General features: G+C 64.3%; 15 protein-coding genes. 7 read left to right on the forward strand and 8 right to left on the reverse strand.

The window, feature by feature from the left end:
* Positions 1 to 20 precede the first annotated feature (20 nt).
* From N5P29_RS10405 to hrpB, 3 genes are all read left to right on the forward strand, one after another.
* Positions 21 to 1265, forward strand: a complete 1245-nt coding sequence (locus N5P29_RS10405) for an RNA polymerase sigma factor (RefSeq protein ID WP_262274918.1) — start codon at positions 21 to 23, stop codon at positions 1263 to 1265.
* Positions 1266 to 1371: 106 nt separating this feature from the next.
* Positions 1372 to 2415 (forward strand): NAD(P)-dependent alcohol dehydrogenase, encoded by a 1044-nt coding sequence (locus N5P29_RS10410; RefSeq protein WP_262274919.1) that lies wholly within the window; start codon positions 1372 to 1374, stop codon positions 2413 to 2415.
* Positions 2416 to 2507: 92 nt separating this feature from the next.
* Positions 2508 to 5111 (forward strand): ATP-dependent helicase HrpB, encoded by a 2604-nt coding sequence (hrpB, locus tag N5P29_RS10415; RefSeq protein WP_262274920.1) that lies wholly within the window; start codon positions 2508 to 2510, stop codon positions 5109 to 5111.
* A gap of 4 nt (positions 5112 to 5115) precedes the next feature.
* On the opposite strand, the gene N5P29_RS10420 is transcribed toward hrpB, so the two are convergent.
* Both N5P29_RS10420 and N5P29_RS10425 read right to left on the reverse strand, forming a co-directional pair.
* On the reverse strand, positions 5116 to 6750 hold the full coding sequence (locus N5P29_RS10420) for an amidohydrolase (RefSeq protein WP_262274921.1): 1635 nt from the start codon (positions 6748 to 6750) through the stop codon (positions 5116 to 5118).
* Positions 6740 to 8197 carry an APC family permease gene (locus N5P29_RS10425; protein ID WP_262274922.1) on the reverse strand — a complete coding sequence of 486 codons (1458 nt, stop codon included), beginning with the start codon at positions 8195 to 8197 and terminating at the stop codon, positions 6740 to 6742. Before N5P29_RS10425 ends, N5P29_RS10420 begins: the two co-directional genes overlap by 11 nt.
* Positions 8198 to 8356: 159 nt before the next feature.
* On the opposite strand from N5P29_RS10425, the gene N5P29_RS10430 reads away from it, so the two are divergent.
* The 3 genes from N5P29_RS10430 to N5P29_RS10440 all read left to right on the forward strand — a co-directional run bounded on the left by N5P29_RS10430 (position 8357) and on the right by N5P29_RS10440 (position 11946).
* Positions 8357 to 8995: a TetR/AcrR family transcriptional regulator C-terminal domain-containing protein gene (locus N5P29_RS10430; protein WP_262274923.1), complete on the forward strand. Its 639-nt coding sequence runs from the start codon at positions 8357 to 8359 to the stop codon at positions 8993 to 8995.
* The gene (locus tag N5P29_RS10435) at positions 8992 to 9726 is read left to right on the forward strand and encodes a M50 family metallopeptidase (RefSeq protein WP_262274924.1); all 735 of its coding nucleotides are present in this window, start codon (positions 8992 to 8994) and stop codon (positions 9724 to 9726) included. Before N5P29_RS10430 ends, N5P29_RS10435 begins: the two co-directional genes overlap by 4 nt.
* A gap of 120 nt (positions 9727 to 9846) precedes the next feature.
* The gene (locus N5P29_RS10440; RefSeq protein WP_262274925.1) at positions 9847 to 11946 is read left to right on the forward strand and encodes an elongation factor G-like protein EF-G2; all 2100 of its coding nucleotides are present in this window, start codon (positions 9847 to 9849) and stop codon (positions 11944 to 11946) included.
* Positions 11947 to 11948: 2 nt separating this feature from the next.
* Here N5P29_RS10440 and N5P29_RS10445 read toward each other — a convergent pair whose 3' ends face one another.
* A complete protein-coding gene (locus N5P29_RS10445) occupies positions 11949 to 12614 on the reverse strand; it encodes an alpha/beta hydrolase family protein (protein WP_262274926.1) in 666 nt (221 codons plus the stop codon).
* 109 nt (positions 12615 to 12723) lie between these two features.
* Here N5P29_RS10445 and ligD point away from each other — a divergent pair, with 109 nt between their 5' ends.
* A complete protein-coding gene (gene ligD, locus N5P29_RS10450; protein ID WP_262274927.1) occupies positions 12724 to 13749 on the forward strand; it encodes a non-homologous end-joining DNA ligase in 1026 nt (341 codons plus the stop codon).
* Positions 13750 to 13773: 24 nt separating this feature from the next.
* Here the strand turns inward: ligD and N5P29_RS10455 are convergent, their stop codons facing one another.
* The 5 genes from N5P29_RS10455 to N5P29_RS10475 all read right to left on the reverse strand — a co-directional run bounded on the left by N5P29_RS10455 (position 13774) and on the right by N5P29_RS10475 (position 18428).
* Complete coding sequence (locus tag N5P29_RS10455; protein WP_144658731.1) at positions 13774 to 14394, reverse strand: L-threonylcarbamoyladenylate synthase; 621 nt, start codon at positions 14392 to 14394, stop codon at positions 13774 to 13776.
* Between the two features lie 20 nt (positions 14395 to 14414).
* A complete protein-coding gene (locus N5P29_RS10460; RefSeq protein ID WP_262274928.1) occupies positions 14415 to 15278 on the reverse strand; it encodes an ABC transporter permease in 864 nt (287 codons plus the stop codon).
* On the reverse strand, positions 15268 to 16296 hold the full coding sequence (locus tag N5P29_RS10465) for an ABC transporter ATP-binding protein (protein WP_262274929.1): 1029 nt from the start codon (positions 16294 to 16296) through the stop codon (positions 15268 to 15270). The genes N5P29_RS10460 and N5P29_RS10465 overlap by 11 nt, the downstream gene beginning before the upstream one ends.
* Before the next feature lie 30 nt (positions 16297 to 16326).
* The gene (locus N5P29_RS10470; RefSeq protein ID WP_262274930.1) at positions 16327 to 17433 is read right to left on the reverse strand and encodes a LolA family protein; all 1107 of its coding nucleotides are present in this window, start codon (positions 17431 to 17433) and stop codon (positions 16327 to 16329) included.
* A gap of 74 nt (positions 17434 to 17507) precedes the next feature.
* Entirely contained in the window at positions 17508 to 18428 is a 921-nt protein-coding gene (locus N5P29_RS10475; protein WP_262274931.1) for an N-acetylglucosamine kinase, read from the reverse strand.
* Between the last annotated feature and the right edge of the window lie 102 nt (positions 18429 to 18530).

Genomic DNA, 18530 nt, shown 5'->3' on the forward strand with positions numbered 1-18530 from the left:
CTTAGGCAACGGCGACGGACGTGAGCAGTAACGAGGCAAGGGCCGCCGTCGAAGCGGTATGGCGCAGTGAATCTGCCCGCGTCGTCGGCGCCCTTGCCCGCTACACCGGTGACTTCGCCCTTGCTGAGGACCTTGCCCAGGAGGCACTCGCGGAAGCGATCGTGTCATGGTCCGTCAACGGCATTCCCCGCGAGCCTGCAGGCTGGCTGATGACGGCTGGTAAGCGCCGAGCCATCGATACGTTCCGGAGAAGGTCGGTCCAGGACGAAAAGAACGCGCTGCTGGCCCACGGTCTTTCCGAGGAGGTACCGGGCACGGACACACTGTTCAACCCTGACGCGATCGATGACGACGTCCTGGCGCTGATGTTCATTTCGTGCCATCCGGTGCTGTCCAAGGAAGCACGCATTGCCCTGACGTTGAAGGTTGTAGGGGGCATGGGCACCGACGAAATAGCCAAGGCCTTCCTGGTTCCTGTTCCCACCGTCCAGGCCCGCATCACGCGTGCCAAGAAGACCCTCGCAGCAGCCCACATACCTTTCACCGTTCCGGAGTGCCATGAAATTCCCCAGCGGCTGGGATCCGTGCTCCAGGTGCTCTACGTCATCTTCACTGAGGGGTCATTTGCCTCAGCGGGGGATTCCTGGATGAGGACGGAGCTTGCTGCCGAAGCCCGGCGGCTTGTGCGCGTCCTTGTCCGGCTGAGTCCTGAACCGGAAGTCTTCGGCCTGCTGGGCTTGATGGAATTGACGGCCGCCCGGTTTCCTGCCAGGGTCGACGCTGCCGGGAATCCTGTCCTCCTTGAAGACCAGGACCGACGGCGGTGGGACCAGTCCGCGATACGGCGCGGCCGCGCCGCACTTTCGACGGCGGTCGCGGCTGGGCGGGGACTGGGTGCCTATGGCTTGCAGGCCTCCATTGCAGAATGCCATGCGGTGGCAAGGACGGCAGCGGAGACGGATTGGGAGCGGATCGCCATTCTGTATGAGGCATTGGGTTCCCTGGCACCGTCACCGGTCGTCGAGCTTAACCGTGCAGTGGCTTTGGCTATGGCTTCCGGGCCAGCTGCCGGCCTGGAGCTCGTGGATTCGCTGGCGGGCAGGGGCGAGCTGGCAGGATCGCATCTTCTGCCGACGGTACGGGGCGAATTGCTGGCCAGGCTGGGTCGTCGCGCGGAGGCCGTGGAGGCATTGAAGGCAGCACTCGATCTTTGTTCGAACGCCGCCGAACGGACTGCTCTGGAGCGGAAAATCGCACTTTTGTGAGTGCCAAGGGGGTCCCTGCCAGTACCCCTAACAGCGTTAACTCCTAACGCCCAGCCAGAGAGTGTTAGATGTAAATATCAGATTTAGTCCAACACGCAGGAGAAACATGCCTACCGCTTCCGCTTTTGCTTCACCCTCGGCCACGGGCGACCTGACCCTGACCACCATTGAACGACGCGAGGTTGGCCCGAACGACGTCCACATCGACATCAAGTTCGCCGGCATTTGCCATTCAGATATCCACACTGTTCGCGGCGACTGGGGTCCCCAGCAGTACCCTCTGGTCCCTGGCCATGAGATTGCTGGCATCGTCACGGAGGTTGGCACCGAGGTCACCAAGCACAAGGTCGGCGACCGCGTCGGCGTCGGGTGCATGGTGAACTCCTGCAAGGAGTGCAAGAACTGCCTGGCCGGCGAGGAACAGTACTGCCTCAAGGGCAATGTCGGAACGTATGGTGCGGTGGACCGCGACGGCACCATCACCCAGGGCGGCTACTCCAGCAACGTGGTGGTGAACGAAGACTTCGTAGTGACCATCCCGGAAGGGTTGGACCTCGACGTCGCCGCTCCTCTGCTCTGCGCCGGCATCACGACGTTTTCCCCTCTGCACCACTGGGGTGCGGGCCCGGGCAAGAAGGTGGCCATCGTAGGTTTGGGCGGCCTGGGCCACATGGGCGTCAAGATCGCCCACGCCATGGGTGCGGAGGTGACCGTCCTCTCGCAGTCGCTGAAGAAGATGGAGGATGGCCTCAAGCTTGGTGCGGACCACTACTACGCGACCAGCGATCCTGCCACCTTTGAACGGCTGGCCGGTACTTTTGACCTGATCATCAACACGGTCAGCGCATCCATCGACATCAGCGCTTACCTTCAGTTGCTGACGCTCGACGGAACGCTGGTCAACGTCGGCGCTCCTGCAGAACCGCTGCCGGTGAACGCTTTCGCCTTGATCGGTGGCCGCCGTCGCTTTGCGGGTTCCATGATCGGCGGCATCCGCGAAACCCAGGAAATGCTGGACTTCTGCGCCGAGCACGGCCTGGGTGCCGAGATCGAACTCATCCCGGCCAGCAAGATAAACGATGCCTACGAGCGCGTCCTGGCCTCGGACGTCCGCTATCGTTTCGTCATCGACGCCTCAACCATCGGCTAAGGCTCAACAACCAGAATGGCCGCGCCCTTCAAGGGGCGCGGCCTTTTCGTTTCCCCGGACTTCGCGCATCCCGGAACAGGGACAATGGTGTGGTGACTTTCAGACTGGACACCATCGGCCGGGACTTGGTCTTCGCCCATTCCATCGAAGACTTCGCGGCGCAACTGACGAAGCAGGGCGACGGCGGTGCGGTGGTCGTGCAGGCCCCTCCCGGTACTGGCAAGACCACCTTCGTACCGCCGCTGCTGGCTAATCTCGTCCAACAGGGGCAGTCCGGTCAGCCCCGCGTCATCGTCACCCAACCGCGCCGAGTGGCTGCCCGCTCTGCCGCGCGCCGCCTCGCGTCCTTGGACGGGACCCCCCTCGGGGACAGGGTCGGGTACACGGTCCGGGGCGAGAACAAGGCCGGTGCCCAGACGATGGTCGAGTTTGTCACTCCGGGGATTCTCCTTCGCCGGCTGCTCAATGACCCAGGCCTGGAGGGCGTCCACGCAGTGATCCTCGACGAAGTCCACGAGAGGGGCCTCGAATCCGATCTTCTCGTGGGCATTCTCGCGGAGGTTCGTGAGCTTCGCGGAGACCTGACGCTTGTTGCCATGTCCGCGACGCTCGACGCCCAGCGGTTCGCCGCTTTGCTGGGTAACACGCTCGACGGCGGCCCGGCCCCCGTCGTCGACTGCCCTTCCGCCCTGCACCCCCTGGATGTCCGGTGGCAGCCCGCCCGCGAACAACGCTTGAACGACCGGGGTGTGTCGCGTTCTTTCCTGGATCACGTCGCCCGGACCGCTGCGGCGGCGCACGAGGCGGCCTTATCCGACAACCCTGACGTGGATGCCCTGGTCTTCCTACCCGGTGTCCGTGAAGTATCCGACGTCGCCTCCCGCCTGTGTTCAGTGGTTCCAGGGAACGTTGAGGTTCTGGAGCTGCACGGCCAGGTGGGCCCGGCGGCGCAGGACCGGGCAGTTTCCGGACGCGAGCCTGGAGGGGCACCTCGTATCATCGTCTCCACGTCCCTGGCCGAGTCCTCGCTGACCGTCCCGGGTGTCCGGCTGGTCATCGACTCGGGGTTGTCCCGCGAACCGCGACGCGACGCCGCCCGCGGGATGTCCGGCCTGGTGACTGTATCGTGCTCCCAAGCTTCAGCGGCCCAGCGTGCCGGCCGTGCGGCCCGCCAAGGACCGGGTGTGGTGGTCCGGTGCTATGACCAACGGTCCCTCGCCGCGGCCCCTGCGCACCAGACCCCGGAAATCCTGGCCACCGACCTGACGGGCGCTGCATTGGCACTTGCTTGTTGGGGTGCGCCCGGAGGCCGTGGTCTTGCCTTGCCGGACGCCCCGCCAGCTGGCGCCATGACGGACGCCATGGAAGTGCTGAGGGAATTGGGTGCCGTCGCGGACGATGGCAGCGCCACCGCCTTGGGCAAAGTGTTGGCCCGCGTCCCCGCAGACCCCCGTCTGGCCCGGGCCCTGCTCGATGGATCCGCAGCTGTTGGCAGGCGGGCTGCGGCTGAAACGGTAGCACTCGTTGCCGGCGACCAGCGGGCACCCGGGGCGGATATCACCAAACTCCTGTCGACCCTGCGTTCCGGAACTGATCCCGCCGCCCGGCGCTTCGCTGAGGACGTGAAGCGGCTTGAGTCAATCGCCAGTCAGGAGGCGGCCGCCGTCGTGCCTCTTGAGGAACGCCACCGGATCACGCCCGGCGAAGCGCCTGGCTTTGTGGTTGCGCTGGCGTTCCCGGACCGTATCGCCAAACGCGTTCGCGGTGACGGCCCGGCCAGCTACTTGCTGAGCTCGGGTACGCGGGCCGGGCTCCCGGCTGGAAGTCCGCTGTCCGGGCATGATTGGTTGGCAGTTGCCGAGGTGTCGCGCGCCCAAGGCCGCGACGCTGCCGGCACAGGAGCGGTGATTCGTTCTGCTGCGCCGCTCTCGGCGGAATTGGCAGAGGCTGCGGCCCCCCAACTATTGACCGGCCAGGTCAACGCAACCTTTGACAACGGGCGCGTGACGGCTCGCCAGGAACGCAGGCTCGGGGCCATCGTGCTTTCCTCCACACCGGTCCGGGCCGGCATCGCGTCCGCACGCCAGGCGGTGGCCGAAGCCTTGGCGAAAAACGGACTCTCCATGCTCAGCTGGTCGCCCACCGCTGTTGCGCTGCGTCGTCGCATGGCCTTGCTGCGCCGGGGGCTCGGCGATCCCTGGCCTGATGTGACCGACGCTGGTTTGTTGGCCAGGTTGGAGGAGTGGCTGGCGCCGGAACTGGAGGCGATGGCTGCTGGAACTGCTGCGTCAGCCATCAGTCTTGCCGAACCGCTGCGCCGCCTCCTTCCCTGGCCGGAAGCCGGGCGCCTGGAAGCGCTTGCGCCCGAACGGCTCGAAGTACCCAGCGGTTCCCTGGTACGCATTGACTATCCGGACGTCGATGACGACGGCGGCCGGCCCGTTGTGGCGGTGAAACTTCAGGAATGTTTTGGCTGGGACAGCACGCCGCGGCTGGTCGATGGCAGGGTGCCCGTTCTTTTCCACTTGTTGTCGCCAGCCGGACGGCCGCTGGCCGTGACCGACGATCTCACGTCATTTTGGTCCGGGCCTTATTCCCAGGTTCGGGCAGAGATGCGTGGACGCTACCCCAAGCATCCCTGGCCCGAAGACCCGTGGACCGCGCTTGCCACGGCCAGGACCAAGAACCGGATGTGAGCGTCTAGGCCGTCCGGTCCAGGAGGAACTGGATTTCCCCGTCCACGAATGTTGCCAGCACGCTGCTCGCAGCGAAGTCATCCGGCGCTGCACTGAGCGGGTCCAGTTCGAAGGCCGTAAAGTCAGCCCGCTTGCCTACTGTGATGGACCCCGAGACTTCCCACAATCCTGCGGCTTTGGCTGCGTGGGAGGTGTATCCCTCCAGCGCCTGGAGCGCTGTCAGCGCCTGGGAGGGCGCAATCGGTTCCTGTCCGGGGTGTCCCGAACGGCGCCGCAAACGCGCGTCTGCCATGATCGGCAAGGGCTGGAACGGGGCAATCGGCCAATCCGAGCCAATACCCAGAACCACCCCTGCTTCACGGACGTCCCGGCACCTCCACGCACGGTTGGCACGCTCGGTACCCAACCGGGTGGACCAGTTATCGCTGTGATCTGCCAATGAGTAGTGGGTGCAATGTGTCGGTTGCATGCTCGCAACGACGCCCGAACCCTTGAAGCGGTCGACGAGTTCGTCCGGCACCGTCTCAAGGTGCTCGATCCTGTGCACGGTCCGGCGAAGGACATCTGCCGGCACGCTGCCGCGGAGGGACTCCAGGGCATCGAGGACATGGCTTACCCCGGCGTCGCCGATCGCGTGCGTCGCCGTCGGGATCCCACGGGCCGCGAAATAGTGGACAGCTGCTGAGTACTCATCAGGCCGCGGCCAGAAAGGCGCGGTGGATTCGCCATAGAGGTCGGGTTCGTAGAGCCAGGCGGTTCCGCTATCCACCGTTCCGTCGACGAAGAGCTTGATGGCCTCAACGGACCAGCGGCGTCCGCCGGTGCCGATGCTCCGCGCGAGTTCTTTCCAATCGTCTTCGTTGGTGCCGGGCATGCACCAAGGCGCAGAGCGCAGCCGCAGGGGCAGCTCGCCCTCGGCCTCCAGTGCCCGGAAGAGTTCAGAGGATTCCTCGCTGTGGTCCATGATGTGGCCACCGGTGAGTCCGGACCTGGCGAAGTCCCGGAGGAGCACGCCCAGCCTCGCCTTGCGCCGCTCGAAGGACTCCTGGGGGATATGGCGTTGAACCAGTTCCATGGCAGCGGCTTCAAGCAGCAAGCCGGTAGGAACTCCGTCAGCGTCACACACCACTTCCGAAGCCTGCTCGAATTCGTGCCTGCCCTGCACGCCTGCAAGCTCCAACGCCCGGCTGTTGGCGATCGCGGAATGGCCGTCGAACAAGCGGATCAGCGCCGGTTTGCCGCCGCTGACGTCATCGAGCACATTACGGTGCATGGGCACCGCTCCGAAAGCGTTAGGGTTCAGACCCCACCCACGCAACCAGTCGTCGTCGTTCCCTGACTGTGTGCGGAGAAGCGAGCGGACGTCATCAAGCGTTGAAGCGCCGGAGAGGTCGACGCCCACGGTGAGGTCCAGGCCGAACACCGGGTGGATGTGGCAATCCACCAAACCCGGGGTCAACGTCGCGCTGCCCAGGTCCACCACGCGGGTTCCCGAACCGCGCCAGCCTTGCGCGTCCTCACGGCTCCCGACGGCGGTGATGGTTCCGTCAGTGACTGCGACGGCTTGGATGGGCCCACGCCGGTGCTGGTCATCGAGGGTGTGGATGGTTTCGGCGAGGACGATGAGGTCAGGAGTCATGGGTTTCAAAGCTTCCAATCCGGGCAAAGTCGTTGGGGCGGGCAATCCGAAGGCGGCGGGCGACCAGCAGGCCCGCAAGGAAAACGGTTGGGGTAACGGTCAGGAGGATCGTGTTGGTAAGGGCATCTGCAAAAGTGAGGAGTTCGATGTTGATGGCGATCAACGCCACCACCCCGAACAGCAGGACGGCCGAGGCGATGCTGACGGGAACAAGCAGGCGGTTGGTCACGGCGGCGGGATTCCGGCGAAGGTACATGAAGGCGGCTACCGACACCAGCCCCTGCAGGGCCACGATGCCCACGATTCCAGGCGTGTTGACCCAGATCAACAGGTGCTTGTACGGGTCGGCGTTGGCGATGGCACAGATGAGGATGACGACGGCGGCCAGGACGGTCTGGATCTGTCCTGCGCGGTGTGGGGACTTGTACTTCGGGTGGGTCCTGCCCAGGAACGCGGGAAGGATACCGTCCTTGGCGAGCATGTAGACGTAACGGTTGATGGCGTTATGGAAGGCCAGTTGCGAGGCGTACACGCTGGTAACGATCAGCAGGTACATGACCACTTCTGCCCAAGGGCCCACGTACTGGTTGATGGTGGCGAAGAACATTCCGTCGGCAAGTTCGCCGGCGGCAGTTACGACATTTCCGTTGCCGTACGCCTGGATGACTGTCCACACAATGAAGGCGTAGAAAACAGACATGAATCCCACTGCGATGTAGGTGGCCCGGGGGACTGATGTGTCCGGGTTGCGTGCTTCCCGCCGGTAGAGCACCGTTGATTCGAAGCCCATGAACGCTGCGAAACAGATGGCGAGGATGGCCAGTACGCCCGGCGTGAACGCATGCTCGGGGGAGAAGGAGTCGAAGCTGATGCCCTCGGCGCCACCACGGGCGAGGATGCCCACGCCCATGATGGCGAGGATTGCCGTTTCAGCGATGAGCAGGACGCCCAGGACCTTGGCTCCGACGTCAATTCCGCGGTACCCAAGGAACCAGACGGCAGCAATGGCAGCCAGTGCTACCACGGGCCAGGGAACGTCCAAGCCAAAAAGAGTCTGGAGCATGGCTTGGGTCTGGACAGCGAAGAGCCCGTACACGCCGATCTGCAGGCAGTTGTACGAGACGATCGCGAGGATTGCCGAGGCAAGACCAACTGTCTTGCCCATGGCCAGCGTGATGTAGGTGTAGAAGCCGCCTGCGGCTTTGACGTGCTTGGTCATCGCCATGAAGGCAATGGCAAAAACCAGCAGCACTGCACCGGCGATGACATAGCCCATGGGGGCGCCGATGCCCCCGATACCGATGGCTACCGGGGCCACGCCGGCCATCACGGTCAAAGGGGCTGCTGCGGAAATCACCAGGAAGGCGATGCCGCCGGTGCCGATGGCGTTCCGTTTCAGCCCATTTCCGGCCTCGGCTGCCGGAGGTCGGGTTTCCAGATCAGACATGGGGATCCTATGGGGGAGTGGGGGAGGTTTTTCAGGGGAAGAAGGAGGGATAAGCGAAAGGCTTTCGTTTATCGTAGGGCCTTGTGACCGGCGGCACAATACCTAGGCTCCAACTTCTGGCTAGAGTCGTAACATCAACCGTGAATGGAGTAACCCCGTATGGCACGCCCGCTGGTCCCGCTGATTTCCGTCGACGCCCTCGTCACTGCCGCCCTGGAGCTGGTGGATGAGGCAGGAGACTTCAGCCTGCCCAAACTGGCCAAGCGGATCGGCGTCAGCCAATCGTCCATCTACAACCACGTCAGTGGACGCGAAGAGATCCTTGAGCTCATGCGTGGCCGCATCATCTCCGAGAGCCCCTACACGCTCAATGACGACCAGGACTGGGAAGCTGCCCTCCGGACCATTGTGCGCAGCTACCGGGACGCCTTTGCGCGGCATCCGAGGCTTGCGCCCCTGCTGGTACTCCAGACGGTGCAGGACCATCAGGTCCTCGCCCTTTATGAAAGCCTTGCGGTGGCCCTCCAAGCTGCCGGCTTCCGCGGCCGGGATGTCCTGTCCGCGATCTCCACCATCGACAGTTTCGCGCTGGGCTTCGCCTTGGACCTGGCCGCTCCCGATGTCGTCTGGGCGCCACCCGCTCAGGGATTCCCGGCGCTTAGCAGCGCGTTGGACAATGCGGCGCCTGCCGAAGAGCGCGGCGAGGCTGCCTTCGAACTCGGCTTGGAGATCCTTGTCGCCGGCCTGCATTCCAGGCTCCGGAACACGGATTCCCCGCTTCGGACCACAGCGCAGTGAACCTGCTGCAAACATGGTGGGACGCGGTTGTGCGCGGCTTCACCCAGAGTTACACCACGGCGGTCCCCTTGCCCGTCCTGCTGGGCATCCTTGCCTGCGCAGTGATCCTCAGCATTCCCCGCGCCACCTGGCGATGGTTCGGTTTGTACGTCACGTTTGTCCACGAACTGGGTCACGCCTACGCGGCGCTGATGACGGGAAGGTTCGTCCACGGACTCCGCATTGGGCTTGACCACTCCGGGCGGCTGGTCAGCAGCGGACGAAGCTCTTTTGGTGCCGCGTGGTCCGGCTTCTGGGGCTATCCGGCCCCGGCGGTGGTGGGATTCGGCCTGATTGCCGCAGTCAGTGCGGGGCGCTCGGGTGCTGCCATGTCGGTGGGTGCCCTGGTTCTCCTGGTGTCCTTGGTTTTCCTCCGAAACTTCACCGGGATAGTGGTTGCTGTGGCCAGCGCCGTCATCGCACAGGCACTGCTACTCTTCGCCACGCCAGCAGCCATCAATTACGTGGTGTTGGCCCTTGGAGTAGCCCTGTCCGTGGGAGCTGTCCGTGACCTCCTCAAACTCGCAGGCGTCCACACGAAGCGTCGCAATCGCCTGGCGGCCTCCGACGCCTACATCCTCGGCCGCACCACTGGAGTCCCCGCATTTGTGTGGCTCTCGGGATTCACCGCTGTCATCACCGCCTGCGCCGTGGCATCCCTGTGGTTGCTGTGGGGGATGCTCAGCGTTTAGCGGGTGCAAGCCCTTGCCCAGTGGTCGCCCCAGGGTGTCCAATCTGGTTAACGATTCGGATGTCCGGGTCCGAAACCCCGAGCTTTCGGACTCCACTCCGGGAGACACCAGGAGGCGCCCATGTCTGCCAAGGGCACGCGCGAAGCGGCAAAAGGGTCTGGCCCCGCCAACGAGAACAGGCGCGGGGAGAACGGCGCGGCCTTGATGGCCCAGGACCCCGCGAAGATACGCAATATCGCTTTGGTCGGGCATTCGGGATCCGGCAAATCGATGCTGGTGGAAGCACTGCTCGCCGCAACCGGAGCCATCAGCAGAATGGGATCCATCAGCGACGGAACCACGGTCAGTGATTCCGATCCCTCCGCCGTCCATCAACAACGGTCGGTGACACTGTCAGTGGCGCCCATCCTCGTGGGCGATACCAAGGTCAATCTGATCGACACCCCGGGTTACACCGACTTCACCGGCGAATTACGAGCTGGATTGAGGGCCGCCGACGCGGCCCTTTTTGTTGTCTCCGCAGTGGAGGGGATCGACGGCGCCGCCGTGGCCCTCTGGGGCGAGTGCGAAAAGATCCGCCTTCCCCGCGTCGTGGTTGTCAGCAAACTGGACCATCCCCGCGCCGACTTCAGCGCCGCCGTCGAGCGTTGCCGGCAAGCCTTCGGGGCATCGGTACTGCCGCTCTATCTGCCTGTGCCGGGAAACGCCGGACTCGTCGGCGTACTCCACGGTCCTGCGCACGGGCTCATCCCGGATTCCGAAGTTGAAGAGGCGAGGGAGCCCCTGTTGGAGGGCATCATCGCCGAAAGTGAAGATGAAACCCTGATGGACCGGTACCTCGGCGGCGAAGAACTGCCGTTGACCGACCTCGTGGCGGACCTCGAAAAGGCCGTGGCGCGTGGCAGCTTCTTCCCGGTTATGCCAACAGCTGCCGAGACGGGCCTCGGCCTGCCGGAGTTGATGTCCTTGCTGACCGATGCCCTGCCCTCGCCCCTTGAACGGATCCCGCCTGCCGCCATGACCCTTGATGGTTCGACACTGAAGCGCCTGGAGTGTGATCCGGTCGGGCGCTTGGCCGGCGAAGTCGTGCGGACCACGGTGGATCCTTTCCTTGGCAGGGTGTGCCTCGTCCGGGTATTCTCCGGAACCCTGCGGGAGGACTCATCCATCCATATCGGCGGCCGCGGGCTGGCCGACCGGGGCCACGAAGACCACGACGCCGATGAACGCATCACGCATCTCTATTCGCCCGTGGGTTCGAGCCTCAAGGCCGTTCCACAGTGCATCGCCGGCGACATCTGCGCGATCAGCAAGCTGGCAAGCGCCGAGACAGGCGATACCGTCTCGGACCGCGAGGCTCCGCTCCTGATCGAGACGTGGAACATGCCTGAACCGTTGATGCCGATCGCCGTCGAGGGTGTCTCCCGCAGCGATGAGGACGCCCTGGCCAAGAGCATAGGGAAAGTCGCAGCTGCTGATCCAACGCTCCGGCTCGAACGCAACCCGGACACCCATCAGCTCATCTTGTGGTGCATGGGGGAGGCGCATGCCGAGGTGATCCTGGACCGCCTGCGGAACCAGGGCGTCAAACTGCAGACGGTGGACATTATCACTCCTCTGCGAGAGACGTTTGCCAGCAAGGCCACAGGCCACGGGCGGCACGTCAAGCAATCCGGTGGCCATGGCCAATTCGCCATTTGCGACATTGAGGTGGAGCCGCTGGCGCGGGGCGAAGGCTTCGAGTTCACGGACAGGATCGTCGGCGGTGCCATTCCGGCTACATTTGTCACGTCCGTGGAAAAGGGGGTGCGGGCGCAAATGGTCAAAGGCGTCTCAGCAGGGTTCCCTGTGGTGGACATCAAGGTCACGTTGCTTGGAGGCAAGACCCACAGCGTGGATTCCTCGGATGCTGCCTTCCAAGCCGCCGGTGCCCTGGCGCTACGGGAGGCCGCAGCTGCCGCGAAGATCCAGCTCCTTGAACCGGTGTCATCAGTGGTCATCAGTGTTCCGGAGGAATACGTAGGGGCCGTCATGAGCGACCTCTCCGGCCGAAGGGGCCGGGTAAACGGCACCAACGCCGCTGAAGGCGAAGGCACGGAGATCCTGGCCGAGGTGCCCGACCAGGAGCTGCTTCGCTACGCCGTCGAACTACGGGCCCTCACAGCAGGCACCGGACATTTCAGGAGGTCGTACCTTCGGCACGAGCCCCTGCCGAAGTAGCCTCAGCCGCTGGCCTTCATAAACGCCGCCACCTCAGGTGCCAGGGACGCCCCGGTTTCCGCCGCGCTTCGCTTCACTCCCTTGACGGCGAACGAATGGTCGCCGCCTTCGCACCAGTGGAGAGTCGCCGTCGGACCAATTCCAGCCACTACCTTCTCCAGGATCCCGGGGGTGGCAAAGGTATCCCGGGTGCCCTGCAGGAACAGCATCGGCTCTGTGATTCCATACAGATGCTCATCACGGAGCTTCTCGGGTTTGCCCGGGGCGTGCAGCGGATAGCCCAGATAAACAAGCCCCTGCGCCGGCATGCCTTCGGCCACAGCCATGGACGCCATGCGGCCACCGAAGGATTTGCCTGCCGCCCACAGCGGCCCGCCGTCCGACAGTCCGGCTGCGGCCTCCATCACGGCTCGCCACGTAGCGACGGCAAGCGGCGGCCGGTCCGGGAACCGACGCCCGGCTTCACGGTAGGGAAAGTTGAAGCGAAGGGTCGCTACGCCTTCATCGGCCATGGCTGAAGCAAAACCCTGCAGGAACGGATGTTCCATGCCGGCTCCCGCACCGTGGGCTACAACCAGTGTGGCCCACGGGTTTTCGGGCCGGAGGAACAGGGCAGAAACCGTGGTCTCGCCAACAGCGATGGACAGCAATTCTTCGTTAGCGGACATGTACCCATCATTGCCTACAGGAACGAAAACACAGGAGACCGCGGTGAAACGCCCGGTGATTTCGCCCCGGATGCTGACGCACGCGCCAATTCCGGGGTAGCTTGTGCCCATGGCGAGTGAAGCAACCACTGTTACCGTGCCCGGTCCCAACGGACCCCGCGAGGTCCGGATTTCGAGCCCCAGCAGGGTGATGTGGCCGAAGGTGGGACTGACCAAGCTTGATCTCGCAAACTACCTGATCGATGTCGGCGAGGCATTTGTCACGGCCAACGGAAACCGTCCCGTCAGCCTCCAGAGGTATTCGGGAAACATCGACGGCGACATGTTCTTCTCGAAGAACCCACCCAAGGGAGCGCCCGACTACGTCCGTGCCGTCACGGTGACCTACCCCAGTGCGCGGGCCCACCCACAGCTGGTCATTGACGAACCGGCAGCCGCGGTGTGGGCCGCACAGATGAATACAGTGGTGTTCCACCCGTGGGCTTCACGGGCCAACGATCCCGACAATCCCGACCAACTGCGGATCGACCTGGATCCCCAGCCTGGAACGGACTTCGACGACGCCATTCCTGCAGCACTGGAGCTTCGTTCTGTTCTGGAGGAGGCCGGACTGACCGCGTTCATCAAGACTTCCGGCAACCGGGGTCTGCACGTCTACGCCCCCATAAGTCCCAAGCATGAGTTCCTTGATGTCCGCCACGCCGTGATCGCTGCCGGGCGCGAACTTGAACGCCGCATGCCGGACAAGGTCACCACCGCTTGGTGGAAAGAGGAACGCGGAACAAGGATCTTCGTCGATTTCAACCAGGCCAACAGGGACCGGACCATTGCCGGGGCGTACAGTCCACGGGCCGTGCCTACAGCCCAAGTGTCGTGCCCGTTGTCCTGGGAGGAGTTGGAGAACGCCGATCCCGCCAAGTACACCATCACCACGGTCCCTGACCGTTTGAAAAAGATCGGGGATCCGTGGGCAGTCATGCACGAGAACCCTGGTGACATCGATGTCCTGCTCGCGTGGTGGGACCGTGACGTCAAAAATGGCCAGGGCGAGATGCCTTTCCCACCGGAGTTCCCCAAGATGCCCGGCGAGCCCATGCGCGTTCAACCAAGCCGGGCCCGCAAGCCTGAGGAGTAGCCCCTCAGGCCCTGTAGACCGTGCCTATTCGAAGCGGGAGGGATCGCCAGTCCCGCGACGCACCACTTCTGCCACTCCACTGGAGAAGTCGACGACCGTCGTGGGTTCTGAGCCCGTGTCTCCGGCATCAATGACCGCGTCCACTTGGTTGTCCAGGCGCTCCTTGATTTCCCAACCCTGCGTCAGCGGCTCTTCCTCATCCGGGAGCAGGAGGGTGCTGGAGAGCAACGGCTCGCCCAGCTCCGCCAGGAGGGCTTGGACCACCCGGTGATCCGGGATGCGGACGCCCACGGTTTTCTTCTTGGGGTGCAGCAGCCGCTTGGGTACCTCACGCGTGGCTGGAAGGATGAATGTGTAGCTGCCCGGTGTGACAGCTTTGATGCTCCTGAAGATGTCATTGTCCAGCATGACGAACTGGCCCATCTGGGCGAAGTCCTTGCAGACAAGCGTGAAATGGTGTTTGTCGTCCAGGTGGCGGATGGTTCGTATGCGGTCCAGCGCTTCCCTGTTCCCGATTTGCGCGCCCAAGGCGTAGCAGGAGTCCGTGGGGTAGGCGATCAAGCCTCCGTCCCGCAGCATGTTAACCACCTGGCCGATGGCACGTGGTTGGGGGTCCTCCGGATGCACATCAAAGAATCTGGCCATGGAAAGAGCCTACGACATCACTAGGACAAGACGTCCTTGTTGGAGAATTTCGCATAAGCGAGTGCGCCGCAGACCACCACGTAGCCACACTGCAGCAGCGCGTTGTCGGCGAACGACGTCCAGTCGATCGGTTGCCTGAGCAGGTCGGCGAATCCCAACCAGTGGTGGCTGAACAGCCACGGGTGCAGCCAATCCAGTTGCGGAAGGTTATCCAGCACTTGGGAGACGACAGACAGGACGATGGTTGCCGCCATGGCGCCGACCGGCACATCCGTAAACGTGGAGAGCAGCAACCCGATTGCCGAAAGTCCCAAGAGGGACACAGTGATGTAGGCAGCGATCAGCAACGATCTCACGGCTGATTCGCCCACGCTGATGGTGTCTCCCGACAGGAGCGTCACGGGGCCCACGGGAAAAAGTACGACGCCGGCCAGGGCGCCGGACGCTGCCACGGTCACAGTCGCGGCGCAACAGAAAGCGACGGCACCGGCGTATTTAACCAGGAGAAGCCGGACTCGGCCGGATGGGGCCAGGAGCAGGTACCTCAAGGTGCCAAGGTTCGCTTCCCCCGCGATGGTGTCTCCGGCCACCACCCCTATGGTCAGCGGCAGGAACAGGGGCACGCAGACCACCAGTGCGGTGACCGCCACGAACAGCCCGTTCTGGGTGATGCGGTCCAGGAAGAGTGGACCGCGGCCCGGTGTTGCGGGCCGGGACGACAACTTCACCGCCACCGCGATCAATACAGGCACTGCCGCCAACGCGATCAGCATGGCCCACGTACGGAGCCTGCGGAAAAGCACCCTCAATTCCGAGGCGAGCAGCGCCCACCCGGCTCCGCGGCCAGCGCGGGTTGGCGGCGCACCAACGGTTTCAGCCGGCAACGTCGAACCCCTCTCCAGTCAGGGAGACAAAGCGTTCTTCCAGGCTCGGGTTCTCAACGGTAAAGCCGCGGACCCGGACGCCCTCAGCTACAAGGGCGGCAACTATCGCTTCCGGGGCCACTCCGTTGAGTCCCGTGCCCGCCACCGTCCAATCACCGTGTGTCTGCTCCCGCAGCGGCCGGGTCTCCAGCAGCGAACCGCCTTGCCCGGTCGCGTCCACGGTGAGAAGGCCCAGGCGCGACAAAACACCCGTGGCTTTGCCGACGTCGGGCGTTTGAAGGAGGACGCGCGGCTCACCGGCGGAGCGCAGCTCCTCCAGCGGGCCCTGCGCCACGAGTCGTCCGGCGCTCATGATGCCGGCGTGGGTGCACATCTGTTCGACCTCGGCCAGGAGATGGCTGGAAACGAAAACCGTGGTCCCGCCTGCAGCGAGGGAACGAACGAGACTGCGGACTTCCCGGGTGCCCTGGGGGTCCAAACCGTTGGTGGGTTCGTCAAGGACAAGGAGTTCACGGGGCCGAAGGAGCGCGTTGGCCAAGCCGAGGCGCTGCTTCATGCCTAAGGAGTAGGCACGGACCTTCTTGCCGGCAGCGTGGCCGAGGCCCACTCGATCCAGGGCGTCATGGACCCGCTGCCTTCTGGTTGAACCCGGCGCATGGCGGTCCGCTGAGTCCAGGCGGATGAGGTTTCCCGCGCCGGTCAGGAACGGATAGAAGCCAGGGCCTTCCACCAAGGCGCCCACGTCGGGCAACACGGAAGCCAAAGACTGGGGCACCGGCCTCCCCAGGACACTGATGGTTCCGCTGTTGGCTGTTGCAAGGCCCAACAGCACCCGGATGGTGGTGGTCTTTCCTGAACCGTTCGGGCCGAGGAAGCCAAAGACTGCTCCGCGGGGTACGGCCAGATCAATTCCATTGACAGCAGCCCTGTGCCCGAAGCGCTTCACGAGGCCGCGTGTTTCGATGGCAAGCCCTGTCCCGGCCTCCGTGCGGTTTTCCTCGTCGGCGGCCTCTGTCACTGGGCGGTTTCTGTCACTGGGCAGTTGCCCTTACTGGTTTGGGGCTGCCGCTTGGAGGGCTGCCGACTGGAGCCGCTCCAACGGGACCATGCCCGCGAAGACGCGGCCGTCGTCGAGAATCAGCACGCTGACCAAGGATGTCGTCACGGCGTGGCCGCCGGGAACCGGCTGAAGTGCCTGGGAAAGGAGTGGGTCGGCCATGAGTCCGGCAGGAGCGGTACCCGCTGGAAGGGAGACCACGGCATCCCAACCCTCTCCGGTGGCAGCTGCCCCATGCTGCCCATGGGTGGCCTGTGGAGAGGGCGGCGGGTTGGACTTCGCAGGCGCCGCGGGAACCGCCTTCTCGGTGACTGTCGCCCCCGGCGGTGGCGTGAACTCGAAGATCGCAGCATCCGGGGCGCGCAACTCCACCTGTGTAAAGGCCAGGGAGTAGGCAGGCTCAGCTTGTCCTTTGGCCCTGACCTCGACGCCCAGCGGCATGCCTGTTTCCGAATCGACGTCGATCGCCACCGAATCCACCAAGGTACCGGAAGTGCGGGGGCTCAGCAGGAGGCGGTAGGCGCTGCGGTCAGCGACTGTTGAGGCACTGTCCACCGTGACCTCGGTGCTGGCGTCAATGGCTGCGAGGAAGCGCGATGCCATGGAAGCCGGTGTTGGCATCTCCAGGTGCGCAGCAGCAGGCGGCAAGGACCAGTTGGATGTTCCCGTCGACGGCGAGGGAGCGCGCAGGTGCGTCGCGCTGTTGTCCGCGGAGTTGTAGAACCACGCATCGCTTCCGTTCACTACGAGGTCACGCTCAGCCATCCGGTCCAGGATCTGCAGGCGCGCTTTGGCGGGCGCATCAAGGTAGACGCGGGCTGTGTGCGAACCCGTCAGGAATTCCAGGGTGGACGCGGCGCCGGGAGCGACGCCCGGACCTGTTGTGGGAATATCCGGAAGTCCCAGCTCAGCGTTTTGTTCCACCGTGCCGGTTAGGGCGCGGACATGGGTGTTAGCGACCATTGCGAGGACCTCGTCCGCGGTCTTGGGCGGCAGGGAACTGCTTGCACCCGCTTGCACGGCACCAAACAATACCGCCATGCCCATGGCAAGGCAGATCAAGAACGCGGGCAGCCACCGCTGCCTGGCCCTGGACATTTTTACCCGCCGCCGCGGATGGAAGGCATGGATCCAGACTACTCCCGTTGCCGGCGGGGATCACCTGTGGACCGTCACTGCCCGATCAGTTGACGTGCGAGCTTGACCGCCCCGAAGACGGGGGACTGGGAGAGGATCCGAACCAGCGAGGGATCCTCCAACGACATTTTCCTGGCTACTGCGGCAGCAAGCTGGCTCTGGTTGACCAGTAACGCCCCAGCCATCACCAGTGGGAGGTCCAAGCCAAGTTCGCCCAGCACTTGCCGGGCCAGGGACGCCAGGGAATGCGCTGCCTCGGCCTGAATCCGCAAGGCCGCCGGATCGCCGTCGTTGGCCATGTCGAGGACTAGTGGAGCCAATCCGGCCCAATGGTCCGGCTCGGGCTTGGCATAGAAGAAGTCCATGAGCTGCAATGCGTCGACGCTGGCTGTGGCTGCCATCAAGGATTGGACCAGCGGCCCCGGTTCAAGGCCGGCGTAATACTCGCGCAGCGCCTCGCGGACGGCGTCACGAACCACTGAGTATCCGCCGCCTTCATCGCCGAGCAGATAGCCGTAACCACCGCTGCGGGCTTCGCGGCCTTCCCGGTTCCTGCCCCAGGCAACCGAGCCCGTTCCCGCCACCAGGACCACTCCTGCTTCAAGCCCCGCCGCGGCAAGGATGATCCGGGTGTCATGGACGACGTCGATCCTGGCGCCGGGGAAGTGTTCTGCGAGAAGCGCCGACAAAACTGCACGGCTCGCCGGGGTGTCCGCACCGGCTGCCCCGGCACATACCGCTTCAACGCCGCCGCCGACGATTGCGGCAATCCGTCGCAGAACCGCATCGGCTCCCTGGTGCCCTACGGAAGACAGGTTCGCGCGCGCTTCGGTGATCTCAAGCCCGGCATCGTCTTCCGCCCCGGAGAGGACGGCGTGGGTTTTGGATCCACCGATGTGGAGGCCCAGAACGACGGGAGCAGCTGCTGCGCCCCCGTTATGGCCGGACTGCTGCATGTGACGTCCCTTCGTCCCGGATCGGCTCGCTTGGGCCAGCGCCCACGTGCACGATTGACCCCCTGCAACATTGGCATAGACCAATCCCCTTGTCTACAGGTA

Origin of the sequence: Paenarthrobacter sp. JL.01a, from assembly GCF_025452095.1 — a bacterium.
Classification (GTDB): domain Bacteria; phylum Actinomycetota; class Actinomycetes; order Actinomycetales; family Micrococcaceae; genus Arthrobacter.

Coding starts and splice junctions, on each gene's coding strand:
- N5P29_RS10410 (WP_262274919.1), top strand. CDS start 1,372: ATGCCTACCGCTTCCGCTTTTGCTTCACCCTCGGCCACGGGCGACCTG.
- N5P29_RS10420 (WP_262274921.1), bottom strand. CDS start 6,750: ATGACTCCTGACCTCATCGTCCTCGCCGAAACCATCCACACCCTCGAT.
- N5P29_RS10425 (WP_262274922.1), bottom strand. CDS start 8,197: ATGTCTGATCTGGAAACCCGACCTCCGGCAGCCGAGGCCGGAAATGGG.
- N5P29_RS10430 (WP_262274923.1), top strand. CDS start 8,357: ATGGCACGCCCGCTGGTCCCGCTGATTTCCGTCGACGCCCTCGTCACT.
- N5P29_RS10440 (WP_262274925.1), top strand. CDS start 9,847: ATGTCTGCCAAGGGCACGCGCGAAGCGGCAAAAGGGTCTGGCCCCGCC.
- N5P29_RS10445 (WP_262274926.1), bottom strand. CDS start 12,614: ATGTCCGCTAACGAAGAATTGCTGTCCATCGCTGTTGGCGAGACCACG.
- ligD (WP_262274927.1), top strand. CDS start 12,724: ATGGCGAGTGAAGCAACCACTGTTACCGTGCCCGGTCCCAACGGACCC.
- N5P29_RS10455 (WP_144658731.1), bottom strand. CDS start 14,394: ATGGCCAGATTCTTTGATGTGCATCCGGAGGACCCCCAACCACGTGCC.
- N5P29_RS10470 (WP_262274930.1), bottom strand. CDS start 17,433: ATGTCCAGGGCCAGGCAGCGGTGGCTGCCCGCGTTCTTGATCTGCCTT.
- N5P29_RS10475 (WP_262274931.1), bottom strand. CDS start 18,428: ATGCAGCAGTCCGGCCATAACGGGGGCGCAGCAGCTGCTCCCGTCGTT.